At 60.8% G+C, this 15,315-nt stretch carries 13 protein-coding genes; 7 read left to right on the top strand and 6 right to left on the bottom strand.

Going from position 1 to position 15,315, the window contains the following annotated elements; all coding sequences use genetic code 11:
• Nucleotides 1–84 precede the first annotated feature (84 nt).
• The 3 genes from BAMB_RS26150 to BAMB_RS26140 are packed head-to-tail and all read left to right on the top strand — an operon-like array spanning nt 85 to nt 1,530.
• Entirely contained in the window at nt 85–513 is a 429-nt protein-coding gene (locus tag BAMB_RS26150; protein ID WP_011660160.1) for an antitoxin Xre/MbcA/ParS toxin-binding domain-containing protein, read from the top strand.
• The gene (locus tag BAMB_RS26145) at nt 510–983 is read left to right on the top strand and encodes an RES family NAD+ phosphorylase (RefSeq protein WP_011660159.1); all 474 of its coding nucleotides are present in this window, start codon (nt 510–512) and stop codon (nt 981–983) included. Before BAMB_RS26150 ends, BAMB_RS26145 begins: the two co-directional genes overlap by 4 nt.
• 13 nt (nt 984–996) lie before the next feature.
• Nucleotides 997–1,530, top strand: a complete 534-nt coding sequence (locus BAMB_RS26140; protein ID WP_011660158.1) for a methylated-DNA--[protein]-cysteine S-methyltransferase — start codon at nt 997–999, stop codon at nt 1,528–1,530.
• A gap of 13 nt (nt 1,531–1,543) precedes the next feature.
• Here the strand turns inward: BAMB_RS26140 and BAMB_RS26135 are convergent, their stop codons facing one another.
• Nucleotides 1,544–2,362: an AraC family transcriptional regulator gene (locus BAMB_RS26135; protein ID WP_011660157.1), complete on the bottom strand. Its 819-nt coding sequence runs from the start codon at nt 2,360–2,362 to the stop codon at nt 1,544–1,546.
• Nucleotides 2,363–2,439: 77 nt separating this feature from the next.
• Here BAMB_RS26135 and panB point away from each other — a divergent pair, with 77 nt between their 5' ends.
• Entirely contained in the window at nt 2,440–3,294 is an 855-nt protein-coding gene (gene panB, locus BAMB_RS26130; protein ID WP_011660156.1) for a 3-methyl-2-oxobutanoate hydroxymethyltransferase, read from the top strand.
• Nucleotides 3,295–3,323: 29 nt separating this feature from the next.
• Here panB and BAMB_RS26125 read toward each other — a convergent pair whose 3' ends face one another.
• Nucleotides 3,324–3,815 carry an Lrp/AsnC family transcriptional regulator gene (locus tag BAMB_RS26125; RefSeq protein ID WP_011660155.1) on the bottom strand — a complete coding sequence of 164 codons (492 nt, stop codon included), beginning with the start codon at nt 3,813–3,815 and terminating at the stop codon, nt 3,324–3,326.
• Nucleotides 3,816–3,971: 156 nt separating this feature from the next.
• Here BAMB_RS26125 and glmS point away from each other — a divergent pair, with 156 nt between their 5' ends.
• Nucleotides 3,972–5,801 carry a glutamine--fructose-6-phosphate transaminase (isomerizing) gene (glmS, locus tag BAMB_RS26120; RefSeq protein ID WP_011660154.1) on the top strand — a complete coding sequence of 610 codons (1,830 nt, stop codon included), beginning with the start codon at nt 3,972–3,974 and terminating at the stop codon, nt 5,799–5,801.
• 450 nt (nt 5,802–6,251) lie between these two features.
• Entirely contained in the window at nt 6,252–7,280 is a 1,029-nt protein-coding gene (locus BAMB_RS26115; RefSeq protein ID WP_227739342.1) for a hypothetical protein, read from the top strand.
• Nucleotides 7,281–7,366: 86 nt separating this feature from the next.
• Here BAMB_RS26115 and BAMB_RS35570 read toward each other — a convergent pair whose 3' ends face one another.
• Together BAMB_RS35570 and BAMB_RS26105 are read right to left on the bottom strand one after the other, a co-directional pair.
• On the bottom strand, nt 7,367–8,161 hold the full coding sequence (locus BAMB_RS35570) for a hypothetical protein (RefSeq protein WP_127456233.1): 795 nt from the start codon (nt 8,159–8,161) through the stop codon (nt 7,367–7,369).
• Between the two features lie 940 nt (nt 8,162–9,101).
• Nucleotides 9,102–12,272, bottom strand: coding sequence for a DEAD/DEAH box helicase (locus tag BAMB_RS26105; protein WP_011660151.1), 3,171 nt, complete (start codon nt 12,270–12,272; stop codon nt 9,102–9,104).
• Between the two features lie 492 nt (nt 12,273–12,764).
• Between BAMB_RS26105 and BAMB_RS34500 the strand changes: the two genes are divergently transcribed.
• On the top strand, nt 12,765–13,271 hold the full coding sequence (locus tag BAMB_RS34500) for a P-loop NTPase family protein (RefSeq protein WP_127456231.1): 507 nt from the start codon (nt 12,765–12,767) through the stop codon (nt 13,269–13,271).
• 96 nt (nt 13,272–13,367) lie between these two features.
• Here BAMB_RS34500 and BAMB_RS26100 read toward each other — a convergent pair whose 3' ends face one another.
• Together BAMB_RS26100 and BAMB_RS26095 are read right to left on the bottom strand one after the other, a co-directional pair.
• The gene (locus BAMB_RS26100; protein WP_041491723.1) at nt 13,368–14,180 is read right to left on the bottom strand and encodes a hypothetical protein; all 813 of its coding nucleotides are present in this window, start codon (nt 14,178–14,180) and stop codon (nt 13,368–13,370) included.
• A 262-nt stretch (nt 14,181–14,442) separates the two neighbouring features.
• Nucleotides 14,443–15,258, bottom strand: a complete 816-nt coding sequence (locus BAMB_RS26095; RefSeq protein WP_041491581.1) for an AraC family transcriptional regulator — start codon at nt 15,256–15,258, stop codon at nt 14,443–14,445.
• Nucleotides 15,259–15,315: the final 57 nt, after the last annotated feature.

Raw genomic sequence — 15,315 nt, 5'->3', positions numbered from 1 at the left:
TGACAGTCGTCGCATGCGCATATCGCGCGCGGTATCATATGGCCTATAATCAAGTATCATTTGATACCTTATCGGGAGTCGGCCATGTCACTCGTTACCCCTGAAGCGGTGGCCGCGGTCATGGATCTGCACCCCGTTCCGCATACGCTGGCCGAGCTCGAGGCGCTTGTGCGCGAAGGCCTGCCGAAGTCTGCCCTGCGCGCCGGCGTCGAACATGCGACGCAAGGTGCCGACGCTCGGCGTGCGCTCCTCGCCCGCATCATCCCCGAGGCGACCTATAAGCGCCGCCGCGATCGACTGACGCAAGACGAATCGGAGAAGACCGAGCGCCTGGCCCGGATCGTTGCGACGACCACCTACGTCTGGAATGACGAAGAAGACGCGCGGGAATTCCTGTCGACGCCGCATCCGGAACTCGAGGGGCGCGCGCCGCTCGATGTCGCGCTGACCGAGCTCGGTGCGCGCCGAGTCGAAGAGCTGCTCTGGAAACTGTTCTATGGGCTGCCGGCATGAAGCTGTTCCGCATTGCCGACACGCGACACGCGATCTGGAGCGGTACCGGCGCGATGCTGGTCGGCGGCCGCTTCAATAGTCCGGGCCGCCCGGTGATCTATGCGGCATCGACCTTCGCGGGCGCGATGCTCGAGGTGCTCGTGCACGCGCGCATCGGCAAGGTGCCCAAGACACACGGATGGGTCGAAGCAACGGTTCCCGACGATGTTCCCGTTGAACGCCATACGGCGGAAACCTTGCCGGTTGGATGGAATGCGGCTGCACTGCAGGAGGCGCGTCGGTTCGGTGACGCATGGCTGACCGAATCCCGCACCGCGATCCTGGTCGTGCCTTCCGTTGTCGTCCGAGCGGAGTCCAACGTGCTGGTGAATCCCGCGCATCCCGACGCCGCGCGAATCGTCGTGAACGAGCCGCAACCCGTCGTGTGGGATGAGCGGCTGTTTGTGATGCCGCTGGCCGGACAGTCATAGGAGAACTTTCGCGATGACTCTCGCTCATCTGATTCCGAGCCCGCTGGGCGACATCGCCATTCGTATCGAGGACGATGCGCTGACGGGTCTGTTCTTCGTCGGCCAGAAATACTATCCGTCGCTGGCGATCGCGCCGAAAGCGGACGCGCGCAATGTGCCGCCGCTCGCGCGCAAGGTCGCCGACGAAGTCGCCGACTATTTCACCGGCACGCGCGAAACCTTCTCGGTGCCGATTCATCTGCGCGGCACCGCGTTTCAGCGCAGCGTGTGGAAGGAACTGCTCGCGATTCCGTTCGGCGAGCTCGTGTCGTACGGCGACATCACCGAACGCGTCGGGCTGCCGATGAGTGCCGCGCGTGCCGTCGGCGGCGCGGTCGGCCGCAACCCGGTGTCGATCATGGTGCCGTGCCATCGCGTGATCGGCGCGTCGGGCAGCCTGACCGGTTATGCGGGCGGGATTGAACGGAAACGCGCGTTGTTGTCGCTCGAAGGCGCCGGGTTCGCGCCCGGCGAGCGTCATCCGGTGCAGCAGACGCTCGGGTTCTGACCCATGCCGCGCGTCACGCGCTCAACACGGGCCGACGCGCTTCACGCTTCGCATACGCGCCGGGCGTCACGCGGAATTTCGCCTGGAACAGCGCGATGAACGACGATGTCGAGTCGTAACCCAGTCGCGCGGCCACCGTGCCGATCGGCTCGCCCGCGTCGAGCAGCGGCAGCGACGCGAGCAGCCGCACGGCCTGCCGCCATTCGGTGAACGACAGCCCCGTGTCCTGCCGGAACAGCCGCGACAGCGTGCGCCGCGTCGCGCCGACCTGATGGCCCCATTCGTCGAGACTGCGCGTATCGCCCGGCGCCGCATGCAATGCGCGCGCGATTTTCAGCAGGCGCGGATCGCGCGGCAGCGGCACCGTGAGCGGCGCGGGCTGCATGCGGGCGATCCGGTCCGCGATCACGCACACGAGCGCACCGTCCGGCCCCGTCTCGTCGTAATTCACCGGCAATTCGCGAGTCGCGATCACCAGCTCGCGCAGCAGCGGCGTCATGCAGAGGATCGTGCAATCGTCGTTCACGTCGCTCCGTGCGATCGCCGCATCGAGATACAGGCTGTGGAACGCGACGCAATCGCGCGTCGATACCGCATGCGGCACGTGCGGCGGAATCCACATCGCATAGTGCGGCGGCAGCAGTTGCCGGCCCGATGGCGTCGACACCTCGAGCACACCGCTCGTCGCATACATGAGCTGGGCCCACGGATGACTGTGCGCATCGACGCTCACGTTGCCGGGAATCCCGAAGGCGCGCACGTATAGCGGCCTCGGCAGGCGCGTCATCGGGGGCACTGCGTATGGGTCGCCGGGTTGTCCTGCCAGCAACATAAGACGTCCTCCGAAGGTCATTGCACGAACGAGCGCGATGCTACCGTTGCGGCTCTTCTTTCACACGGCTTCCGTTCATGAGCGCTCATACCCGCATCACCCGCAAGACCGTCACCGCGATCCGCTCGACCAAAGGGATCGGCAGCCTCGTGTCGCTGACCGCGTATTCCGCGCCAATGGCAAAACTCGTCCACGACGTGGCCGACGTGATCATCGTCGGCGACTCCGTCGGCATGGTGCTGTACGGGATGCCCGATACGCTGCGCGTCACGCTCGACATGATGATTGCACACGGCGCGGCCGTCGTGCGCGGCGCCGCGCAGGCGTGCGTTGTCGTCGACCTGCCGTTCTCCACGTTCCAGGAATCGCCCGCGCAGGCGTACCGCTCCGCCGCGCGGCTGCTCGCCGAAACCGGCGCGCAGGCCGTGAAGCTCGAAGGCGGCTGCGAGATGACCGATACGATCCGCTTCCTGACCGAGCGCGGCATTCCGGTGATGGCGCATGTCGGCCTCATGCCGCAGCAGGCCAACGCGGCGGGCGGCTTTCGCGCGCAGGGGATGGACCCGCTTTCGGCCGCGCAGGTGTTCGACGCCGCGTGTGCTGCCGAACGGGCCGGCGCGTTCAGCGTCGTGATCGAAGGCACTGCCGAGGCGCTCGCGCGCCACCTGACCGGAACGCTGACGATCCCGACGATCGGCATCGGCGCATCGCCCGCGTGCGACGGGCAAGTGCTCGTGACCGAGGACATGATCGGCGCGTTCGATGCGTACACGCCGCGCTTCGTGAAGCGTTACGCGGATGCGAATGCGGTGATGCGCGACGCGATCCGCCAGTACGCGCATGACGTGCGGCACCGCGTGTTTCCGGAGCCCGCGCATTGCTTCGGATACGGGAAGCCGCTGCAACTGGCCGATGCGGGCGCAACGGTGTGACGTAAGACGAATGACGCGTTCACCTCACGCTATGCGCGCTTGCGCATCGCATGCGCGACCCGCGCGTTCGCCTCGAACTTCGCGCGATGCGTCGAGAAGAACGTCCGCACGTTGCGCACGTTCGATGCGCCGGTGAACAGCCTCCGCGCGAATTCGTCGTATTCGGCGACGTCGGCCAGATCGGCAATCACCACGAAGTCCGGCCCCGGCGACACGCGGTAGCACTGCGTGACCGCCGGCTCCGCACACACGTAGGCTTCGAACGCGTCGTAGTCTTCGGCCGTCTGCCGGTCGAGGCTGATCTCGATCAACGCCGTGACCGCCGTGCCGATCGCGACCGGATCGAGCACCGCCACCTGGCGGCGGATCACGCCCGCCTCCGTCAGCCGCCGCACGCGGCGCATGCAGGTCGGCGGCGACGACAGCGCACGCTCGGCCAGTTGCAGGTTCGACACCGATGCGTCGTCCTGCAGGATCGCGAGAATGCGCAGGTCGAGATCGTCGCGCGTGATGCCGGCCATTGGCGGCTCCTTCCGGTCAGGGCGTGAAATTTAATTTCAACATGATAGCTTATCGCCGTCTCGTTTCATTTACCGATATATTTTGAAATTTAATTCCATACGCTCGCCTCTACCATCGCTGTCACGGGTCCAGACAGGACATTAACGGAGCGCGATATGTGTGGAATTGTCGGGGCGGTTGCCCAGCGGGACATCCTGCCGAACCTCGTCGACGGGCTGAAGCGGCTCGAATACCGCGGCTACGATTCGTGCGGCGTCGTGGTCTATCGCGACCGAGCGCTGGCACGCGCACGCAGCGTCGACCGCGTCGCCAACCTGCAGCGCGAGATCGCCGCGCAAGCGCTGTCGGGCTATACCGGCATCGCGCATACGCGCTGGGCGACGCACGGCGCGCCCGTCACGCTCAATGCGCATCCGCACTTCTCGCCGAGCGACGACAACGCGCGCATCGCGCTGTCGCACAACGGGATCATCGAGAACTGCGATCAACTGCGCGCGGAGCTGCAGGCGCATGGCTACGTGTTCGCGAGCCAGACCGACAGCGAGGCGATCGCGCACCTGATCGATCACCTGTACGACGGCGACCTGTTCGATGCGGTGCGCCGCGCGGTCGCGCGACTGCGCGGCAGCTACGCGATCGCGGTGATGTGCCGCGACGAGCCGCACCGCATCGTCGGTGCGCGCGACGGGATGCCGCTCGTCGTCGGCGTCGGCGATGGCGAGAATTTCCTCGCGTCGGATGCGATCGCGTTGTCGGGCATCACCGATCGCATCGCGTATCTGGAGAACGGTGACGTCGCCGATATCCAGCTGCATCGCTACTGGATCGTCGATGCGGCCGGCCAGCGCGTCGAGCGCGCGGTACAGCGGGTGGCGGCGCACAGCGGCGCGGCCGATCTTGGGTCGTATCGCTACTACATGCAGAAGGAAATCTTCGAGCAGCCGCAGGCCGTGGCCGATACGCTGCTCGACGTCGCGTCGATCATGCCGGAGCTGTTCGGCGACGGCGCGTGGCGCGTGTTCAACGATGTCGATTCGGTGTTGCTGCTCGCGTGCGGCGGCAGTTATCACGCGGCGCTGACCGCGAAGTACTGGATCGAGAGCATCGCGAAGCTGCCGGCGAGTGTCGAGATTGCGAGCGAGTTTCGTTATCGCGACAGCGTGCCGAATCCGCGCACGCTGGTCGTCGCGGTGTCGCAGAGCGGCGAGACGGCCGACGTGCTCGGCGCCGTGCATGTCGCGAAGCAGCGCGGAATGATGCATACGCTCGCGATCTGCAACGTCGCGACGAGTGCGCTGATGCGCGAATGCGCGCTGCAGTTCGTCACGCGTGCGGGGATCGAGATCGGCGTGGCGTCGACGAAGGCGTTCACGACGCAGCTCGTCGCGTTGTTTCTGCTCACGCTGGCGCTTGCGCAGGTGCGCGGGCGGTTGAGTGAAGACGAGGAGAAGGCGCATCTGCGTGCGCTGCGGCATCTGCCCGATGCGATGTCGAAGGTGCTCGCGCTGGAGCCGCAGATCATGGGCTGGTCGGAGTTGCTCGCGCGACGCGACAACATGCTGTTTCTCGGACGCGGGATGCATTATCCGATCGCGCTCGAAGGCGCGCTGAAGATGAAGGAGATTTCGTATATCCACGCGGAGGCTTATCCCGCCGGGGAGTTGAAGCACGGGCCGCTGGCGTTGGTCAGTAATGAAATGCCGGTTATTGCGGTGGCGCCGAATGATGCGCTGCTCGAGAAGCTTCGGTCGAACATGCATGAAGTCAGTGCGCGCAATGGCAGGCTTTTTGTGTTCGCGGATGTGGACTGCGGGTTGATGCCGAGCGAAGGGATCGAGGTGATTCGGCTCAACGAGTACTACGGGCCGCTTTCGCCGATTCTGCATACGGTGCCGATGCAATTGCTGGCTTATCACGCGGCGTTGGCGCGGGGGACGGATATTGATAAGCCGAGGAATTTGGCGAAGTCGGTGACGGTGGAGTGAGGGTATTTGCTGTTTGTGCTCGCGTGTGGAGCGGGAAAAAATATGCTGAAATTTCAGGCAAAAAACATCACGCAATTTCGTGAAGTCTTAGCGAATTGTTTGACTTTGTAAGTCATTGATATATATGAATAATATGTGATATTTTTCGCAATATAATGTGTGGCTGGCGTTTTCCTCAAGCAGCTGAGCGCTGTCATTTTTCTTGAGCAGAGCAGCAATGTGGTCACAATCCCTAAGCAGCGGCCGCCTTTTGGCGGCCGTTTGCACTTATAGTTCGAGCCGAGAGCGTTGAATGTACATGATGCGGTCATCACTTGGGCTTTACCGGCGCCGCCCCCTCTTCGGCACATGTGCGCTGCGCGCAGTCGTCGACGGCCTCTGCGCTTTGTAGCTTCGTCGCTGAGGCGGTTGCCGTTGACGGGGCCCGATACTTTGCTGAAAGGAGCGCTCGTGCAAACAATTGAGGAGCTAAACGAAGAGTTCTTCAAAAACGTCGACCAAATTGCCACCGAACTCCTGGTGGGATTCGACCTCAAGCACAGCGGCAACGTCGACGGATTGCACGTTCCGTTGCTTCGGTGGCTGGATTTTCGACTGCGGACAATCGACCCCCGCCCGCGCCAGATTTATGCTTCTGACCGGTTTCCCAAGTCGCTTGATGGGCCCGTCGCCAGTGCGTTTCGGTCACTCGAACGCACCATTCAGAACGGCGATGACATCAACCCGTTCCAAAGCAAGGGGCTGCTCAGGTCAGATTCAAGCGGGAAGAGGCGTAGCGAAAGGACCGACCTGCTGTGGGCCGACTGGGGCATTCATCACCTGCACTTGGCAGAAGCCTCGACCGATGACTATTTCTCAGCTCGCGGGGACTTCCTGTTGTTCGCGATGTTTGGTGTAGCTGTCGCACTGTTTATCGACATACGTCCGCACTCGGGCGACTCGTTGCTTTTCGCTCGCGAGGACCTGATTCGAGTGGTTGCCAGAAACTGGCCCGCCGTCATCGAACCATTCGAACTCAAAGGAATGCTCGCTCGTGAGCGCGAGGCCTCCGACGGTGACCGGAAGGTGCTCAGAAAGTCGGGACTTGACGCACCGTTAGTCATCGACGGGAAAGCTTACTTTTCGCCGGGGGGCGGGGTCACAACCGCGTCAACACCAGGCAAAGTAACCGACGCAATGTTGAAGTTGCGCCAAAATGTCCGTGCGCTGGCACAACACATACTTGAGCCCGGCGGGCAGTTTCTGACCGCCTTGCCTAAAGCACGTCGGCAAGCGTGTCACTTCTCAATGCAGCTTACACCAAGAGGTGTCGCGGTGTGCGAGCGGTCTATAGACCACGCGTGGACGTTTCCTGACGCGAAATTCGACGGAACTGATACCTTCTTCGCGGAAATTTCCGACGCGTTGTCCCCTCCATGGGTGAAACAGGCGCTTCAGGAGGCCGTGACACGAGCGCGAACGGACGCGCAAGCGTCGTGAACTCCCTCAGAGGCACCTCTAACGACAGCGGCGTGCGCAGCCCCTTTAGGAACGAATGACATTGAGGACCTGACTCAGCGAACACTTCACCGGGCCGGCAAGTAAGCGTCCGCTATGTCGACGGTATCGAAGCGCAAGATTCCATCGCGTGGTATGACCTGCGCGTGTCCCGTCACGGCACTTCGCACACCGCAGTTCGCCGCAGAACACGTGATAAGAAAACCGTCGTAGCGCTCATGCTCCCCTTGGACTAGCCGCTCGACCCTTACAGGGATGAAATCCTGCGGGTCCATTCGATTAAAATTACAAGAGTCTTGCCGCTTGATTTCCTGCTCAGCCTTTGCTCGCCCGTGGCTCGCCGCGACCGTGGTCATGATGAAATAGATGAACATGAAAATTAAAGCAGCGAGGACGAGCAAGAGAAACGAAACAATCGCGAGCTGACTCGTTGTCAATTTCATTGGAGTTCTTTGAGACGTTTTTACTTTGGCTTCTTTAGAACCCGCTTCCGGCCCCCTCCATTTCTTCCAACGCCGTCTCGCCAAAATCAAAAGCGCGATGAGGTACGACGCTGAAATTGCGGGAAATATGATTGCGGAAAGTAAATTGGAGAACCCAATATTCACACCAAAATAAACCATGTCGCCATGGTCCCATGGAAACATCGGCGGGTATAGGCCATGTATGATGAGATAGGAGTCCCTGTAGGCTCGCCCTTGGCAGTAAAAGAGCCCAGCAAAGACGGCAATCCACAGGCTGGCGTTTGCTGCGAGTCCTAAAGCAGCCGTCCACGTTGAGTCACGTGCCGCGTTCTGCGAAGCTGCTGACGTCTGCGCGCGCAGTGCTGCAACTTGACTCGGTTTTATAAATTTCTCTTTCATAACCGTAACCATCTAGTGCGACTGGCAAGTATCGCCCCTCGGCTCGAAGCCAGGGTCGCAGAACCATCCATGACCGGAAATATCGAAATGGGCATGCGGAGGTACGATAAGTTTGATACATCCCAGGCCTCGTTCGACGTATCCGGAGTTGCACTGCCAGCCATATCCGTTCGGCTCGTAGTGCGCGTTGACTGGTATCTTCGCCTTCAACGGAAATGTGCTGTCGGTCGCCGACACTGTGCAGCCGATACGGTCGACGCCGGGTGGACAATCGCCACGTCGGGTAGGCGGCTGTTGTGCCGCCGAAAACGTTGCGCCAGGTTCGGCTGAAGAACCGGGAGCCATCGGTGATGACTCTGCACGTGAAATACTTTGGTGCCGTGGCTTCGTGTGCTCTAGCTTCGCGGGCTCTTGCTCGCGATGGCGATTAGTTGACTGACGAGTCGAACTCGAGGGTTGCCCTGTGTTTGAAACCCTGCCTTCCGAAGCTGCCGTACGGGGCTGCTGCGGACCGGTCGCCGGCACAGGAACCCGTACGCGGTAAAGATGATATCCGCCGATGCACAAGCCGAGGGCGAAGAGCACCGCCAACGCGGCTGATATGGGATGTCGAATTGAGTTTGCCGACGGTGGTCTCTCACCGACGCGACCGTTGTGCCAGCCACTGTATGCGTTCAGGCCTGGCTTTGTTGTAGAGGACGGTGTGTGCCGCCAGCGTTTGTCCTTGAAGGCGGATATTCCGGCAACGATGGCTTCGGCGTCTGCCAGTGGCGCGCCGGCCTCGTTCAGCAACGAAACGGCTGTTGAAAGCGATGTTTCTGAAGCGGCCTCCAGCGCGACTCCAACCCACGCAAGGTAGCGTTTAGCCTCGATAGTTGAACTGCTTGTCTGTATGGACATCGGCGTGGTGCGTGAAATTTTCGGGCAAGGAGCGAAGGTCTTATTGAAGGTAAGACGGAACAGGTGGAACCCACTCGCTTTGCGGCCCGAGGATGGCCGAACACTTATCGAAGTTGTCGAATTGCTCCCAGACCCTCCGATTGCCTATCACGTAGATTCTTCGCTTGGCGCGACTGACTGCGACGTTCAGCAGGTTTGGCTTTTTGGACGCCCAAGCCTTCGCACCAGGCCTCTTCGGATTTCCGCCCAGCACCAGGAGCACGACGTCAGACTCCTTGCCTTGGACCGTATGAATCGTTCCGACCTCGACGTTCGAAAGCTTTGCTTTATGTAGCAGCGACTCGAGTCCGCGAACGACGTCCCGAAAGGGCGAAATCACGTAGATTTTGTCGCGGGTTTCTGGCGCGACATCACGCAGTATGGACAATGCCATCTCTCCTTCCGCCGGTATCCAGTGGCCTTCAGCGTCAGCGCTTTCGACGTGTATCCACGCAGAAGGTGGCAGGTGGAATGGTTTCCTGCCTTCTGTACCGAACACCATCATGTCGTTGTACGCAATCTTGTTTGATATGCGGAACATCTCTTCATCGCAACGACGATGCACGCGCAACGGCGAGCTGACCCATAACGGTTTGCGCTCGTGGTCGACCAATACTGTCCCGACTGTCGCGACGCGGTCCGCGAGCTTTTGCGTGGAAAGCCGACCCGGAAGCCACGTTTCGCTCACGTCGAACTTGCCGCGCAATGCCTGCTGCGCGCTGAATGGAATGGTGAGAACGGGCTCGAGCTGCAGGGGGTCCCCAACGACAATCGCTCGCTTTGCACGCCATATTCCGCCAACGGCGCTCTGAGGGACGGCCTGACCAGCCTCATCGATGAGGAGCCATCCCAGCTCTTCTCTACCAAGATGTTCGAACAACCGAGGAAGTGAAGCGAACGTCGTGGAGACTACAGGGACTATGAAAAAGAGTGTCTGCCATGCCGCGCGTACAGCAGCATGCGCAGCGTCCGCCGGCACGTTCCCCTGAAGTACGTCGAATAGCGCGGTTAAGTTTTTCCCGATATCCGCCGCTTGCGAAATGACGAACGCCTTGTGGAGATTCAAGGCTTCCATGAAGACGCGTGTCCGCGCAGCATTCCATGCGGGGTCGACCCACGGAGAACTTTTCTCGCGTCCGACATCATCGGTATGCCACGTCGCAAAGGAGGGAAAGTGTTCTCCAAGAACTTGCTTAGCTTCAGCCAGAGATTTGCGTAGCCGCTCGACGACTTCTCTCTCCTTTGCCAGGGTCCTCTCGGCCGCAGTACGAAAGCCCGTTGAAGCCTCCTGGATTTCCACCATGGCATCTGCAAGCTCTTGCGCTGCCAGCTTGCTTTTTCTGGCCTCGCGCTCTACCGTTGCGAGTTCCCGACTCCTTGCGTTCCAGTTCCTATACGCTCTTCCGAGAGTGAATACGACTCGAATAATGCCCGGTCGATTGCTGGCATGAGAGGCCAAGGTCGCCGAAGCGCTCTCGTGTTCGATGCGCGCTCGTTCGTGTTCAGCGGCGGCCGCCTCCTCTGCAATCGCCGAATTAATCTCGGCCTGCTGCCGACGCTCCGCCTCGGCCGCAAATCCCTTCTCGCGCGCCAGCGCCTTGGCGAGCTCGCCAATACGCTCAAACCACGACTGTCGTTGTGCTCGAAGCTTCCTTTCAGCATCAAGCGCTTGCTGAAAGCTCGTCTTCGCCGCTCTCCAGTCTATGAGGGCTGAATTTTGGGAATAAAGCCAACTGGAAAACCCCGGCTTCTTCTCAGCGCCATCTCCGCCAGATGCCTCTGACGACTCGCGTGACTCGTCTTGCCAGAATCGCTTCCTGAAAATCGCACGGTTGGCCTTGCTTCCAAGGCGCGCGGCGAGCAGTCCCCACGCTGGCTTTTCGATGACCCGTGATGCGAATTCGCTGAAATAGTCGAAACCTTGGGCCCAGCTTGCATCGACTGCATCGATGCCAGGAATATCGAGGGTAACGTTTTCGACTGCGCCATTGTTTGCCGATGCAACGACGATTTCGAATCCAGATAGTGCGTCGCTCCAGAGCTTGACGGTTCGCTCTTTATCTTGAGCCTTCATGCTGGCCACGCCGGTAAACGCCTGCGCGGGCGAGCTGAGTTTGCTCAGAGCTAATGCGCGCGAAACGACGACCGACGCTACGAGGTCGCGCAAGAGTGTTGTTTTGCCCGTGCCGGGAGGGCCGTTGATGCCAAACAGTCCTCCTGTTTGTTCTACTTGCTCGAGTAGTTGGTTAATGGCGAACTGTTGGCCATAGACGAGTGGATGATGTCCTTTGCTGGGCCACCTACCATGAGGAAACACTTCGGGCGCCAGCGAATGGAAAGGCAGGGCAAGCTTCTGCCGAACATCTACACGTCTCGATTCGTCCACTGCACCGTCGGCGGCAAGATATTCATGCAATGCGGGGCCGACGTTACCTGCCTCGACCTGGCTCGCGACCAAGCTCAGGTCGTCCATGAAGAAGCTGTTGAGGAAGTCCGCTCCATCAGCTTCGTAGGCGTATCGCTCAGGCACCCGGCGAGACGAAATACGCATGCCGTCCGATATCTCCGGCATTTCAATATGTAACTCGCGGAGCAGCCAAGCAGATACCTTTCCGATATCCCCTAGAGTCACCGGGCGTCCGACGCTGATGCCATCGGCTTGCAGCTTATGACCCGCCTCGTCGCCTTCCTCGAGTGCCAGTTCCTGACGTAGCTGCGAGTCGAATTTCTTTGCAAACTCGGCGTAGCCCTCCAGCCAATTGGATGCGCTAGGTCCCGGCGAAATCGTCCTGCCCCAGGCCCACGCGCAGGTCGAAAGCACAGCGTTGTCAAACAGCACGCGACCGTCATGCGTTACTGATAGGCAAAACAGTGCGGTATCGATGTCGAGACGTTCGTCATACGAGTCTGGGTCCGCCCCGAACTTCTCTTGTAGAAGGTCGCGCAACGCACGTACCGGATAGACCCCGGCGTATACCTCGTGCCGCCAAGCATCGTTGCCGATTCGTCGCCGCATCACAGCGTGACGCTTATCCCACGGTGCAATCGCGTTCGGAGCGCGAAAGTCGTTTGTAGGTGTCTTTTTGTCTTCCGGTTTGACTTTCGGAACGGATTGCGGACAAAAAATTTCAATCGCCCGCCAGTAACGTAGTACGCTTGCTGTATCGGTCACTTGGAGATTCGGAGTGTGTTGTCAGAACGGGAATGGTCCAGGTAGTGCGATGCTCAGGTCCATCAAATAATACACGACGCCCTCCGCCGACAATGGTGTCGAATTCGATGCATCTTGATTGCCGACGCGGTTATCGATGATTTTCCGCTTTATGCTTATCACGTCGTGGCCGTAGAGACCATGCCATTTACCTGTACTACGGCCGATGTCGACAAAAGTTGAGGCCGACCTGCCAAGATTGACAAACATCCGTACGATTTGACGTCATCGGGCTGGCCACGCAAGTTATTGATTTGCCGAGAAAGCTCGGGCGTAACCAGAACCCGGGGGTGACACGTAACCAGAATTAATTTACCTCGGCACGCATGCATCTGCGATCACGCGATCAACCGGCTTGGCAAGCTTGCGCTCCGAGCCATCGCCGCTCAATTGAGCTGCCGGCACTTGACGATCAAGAGATTAGCCGTTGGACCCAACGACACGAGCCCACGTATGGATCTGCACAGAACGCTGATAGTGGGGAATTCGGGCTCCGGAAAAAGCTGGCTCGCCGAACGAATCGCGAATCGCTTGGCGGCGCCCTGTGTAGACCTGGATTCGATTCATTGGCTTCCGGGCGGATACAGCGTTGCTCGGGAGCGCAACGATGCCGTTCAATTACTGCGAGATGCCGCGAAAGCTGATCGATGGGTCATCGAAGGTATTTACGGTTCGCTCGTCAATGAGATCCGCGATGACTCCACCGCGCTGATCTGGTTGTGCCTCGACGAAGCGGAATGCGTTGAGAATATCCGTCACCGCGGTATTCGTCGAGGAGGAGACGCGGCGTCATTCGCCGCGTTGTTGGATTGGGCCTCGACGTACCGAAGTCGTCAGGGATCGAGTTCACACGTTGGCCACCAGAAATTGTTTGAGGAATACGGGGCCGACAAGCGAATTCTTCGATCACGCGATGACGTAATGGCCTTCCTCCATCGTTGGGACGCGCAGTCTTCCTAGACTCTGCGGTGCGTCAATCGGCGACTCCAACTCACCGCGGCGAGTCAAGACGGCGTCGGATATCGCGCGTGAAATGCACTTGATCGCAATACCCCCCTACTTCGACAAACTCAGCTTCTTCAACACCACCGCCCCACTCGCCGGACTCACCAGCGAAATCGATTCGACATCCAGATACAACCGGGAAGTCCTCGTCGTGATGTCGGTCGGTTCGTCGTTGCTCGGCTCCGCGTGCTCGACGTGCTCCGTCAGATACGGCCGGACCAGTCGCCCGGAAATAGCGATCGCGAACTGACCATGCGTTTGCGCGTACGCGGCCGGCGAAAGGTTCACACGCCCGCGAACGGTCGACTTCCCGCCTTTTCCGGGATCGAGCTCGATGATGTCGATCTGCTGGATATAGCCTTTTGCCTTCGCCTCGGCTGCGATCGCGAGCCCTCGCCCGCGCTTCCCGGTGATGCTCTTCTTGAGCAGGATGCCTTTCCGGCCTTCGCCGTCGCTGTCGACCAGGTCGACGTCCACCTTCAACACATGCTTCTTCGACTGATACAGCAGCCCATACGACACCGGCACCAGGAAAGTCACGTCACGATCCAGATTGACCGCGGCCAGGTCGGCGTTCCGGCCATGTTGGTCGGCACCACCGGGCACCAGGCTGCGAACGCGATCGCTCAGGGACGGGGCCGCGCTTTTGATGTGCTGCTTGTGCAGCGCGTCCCGAATCGCAACCGGATCGTCGCCGACAATCGGCCGCGTGGGCGACGTATCGGGCGACACGGCGGACGCAGCGCTCGCCGTGTCGCCGACATTGGCGGCCTCTGCACGCGCCGCGACTTGCGCCAGCACGATCGCCACGGCGGCAACGCACACGACATTCCGACGACCCAACATGGATTTCCGGTAAAACACGACAGACTCCTGATTATCTGGCTGACCGGCCGACCACGCGATCGGCAGGATGAATTGATGGGCAGCGCGCCAACCGTTCGAGCTCACCGGTCGCCTACGCGACACATCGTAGGTTCAATTGCAGCTCGGCGGCAGGCCAGCACGCCACACTATCGTATTGCCCGGACTACAACAATCCAACAATCCACGACCGGCGAGCAGCCGCCCGACATGCGGCAGGCAATGACATTCGGTTGCCCGTCACGAAGCCGCACCCGCCACCTCACTGCTGCCGATCTTCCCGCCGATACTCCGCCGGCGCCTTCCCCACCAGCTTGCGGAAATCGCGCGTGAAATGCGCCTGATCGAAATACCCGAGCGCATGCGCCAGTTCCGCGAGATCAACCGGCTCGCCGCCGGAGAGCTTGTCGGCGGCCTCGTGCAACCGGTATCGGCAGATCACCCACTTCGGCGTCACGCCCACATGGCTGGAAAAGAGCTGCTGCAGCGTGCGCTCGCTCAACCCCGCACGCTCGGTCAGATCACGCACCTGCGTCAGCGCGAGGTCCTGCTGCAGCATCTGCAAAATGGCATGAATGCGCTCGACCTGCGGATCCGGCGGCGGCAGCACGCGCAACAGCAGCGCCTCGGCCGCCGCCACCATCGCGGCATCGTCCTCGCCGCCGAGCACGGCGTTTTCGGCTTCCGCATCGCCGCAATCGAGCAGCGTCGACACCGGCACCACCTTGTCGGTCAGTAGATGCACGGGTTTGCCGAGGAACGCGCGAAACGCGCCGGGCCGAAACCGCATGCCGATCACCTTCCCGGCCCCGGCCAGCGTCGTCTCGAACGCGCCCGACACCACACCGAAGATCCCCGTGTGTCGCCGGTCGAACACCAGATTCACGCACGGATACGGCAGCGTGCGCTGCACGTACGGCGGCTGGCCGCGCAGATCCCATTCGACGACCCAGTGGTGATCGAGCACCCCGGCCAGTTCGGCACACGGGTAGTAGCGATTCAGGCGGAAGCGCTGGTTGAAGGCTTTCGGGCCGACGACGCCCTTGGGCGGGTCGGTCACGTTACGCAAGTCGGCCATGGTGACGAACGGGTGGGGGATTGCCGTAATGATGCACCGCCACAGCGGATTTTTCCA

The sequence above is a fragment of the Burkholderia ambifaria AMMD genome (assembly GCF_000203915.1).
In the GTDB taxonomy this organism is placed as follows: Bacteria; Pseudomonadota; Gammaproteobacteria; order Burkholderiales; family Burkholderiaceae; genus Burkholderia; species Burkholderia ambifaria.
The sequence above is the reverse complement of the archived record's forward strand: the minus strand, read 5'-3'. Positions and strand labels throughout refer to the sequence as shown.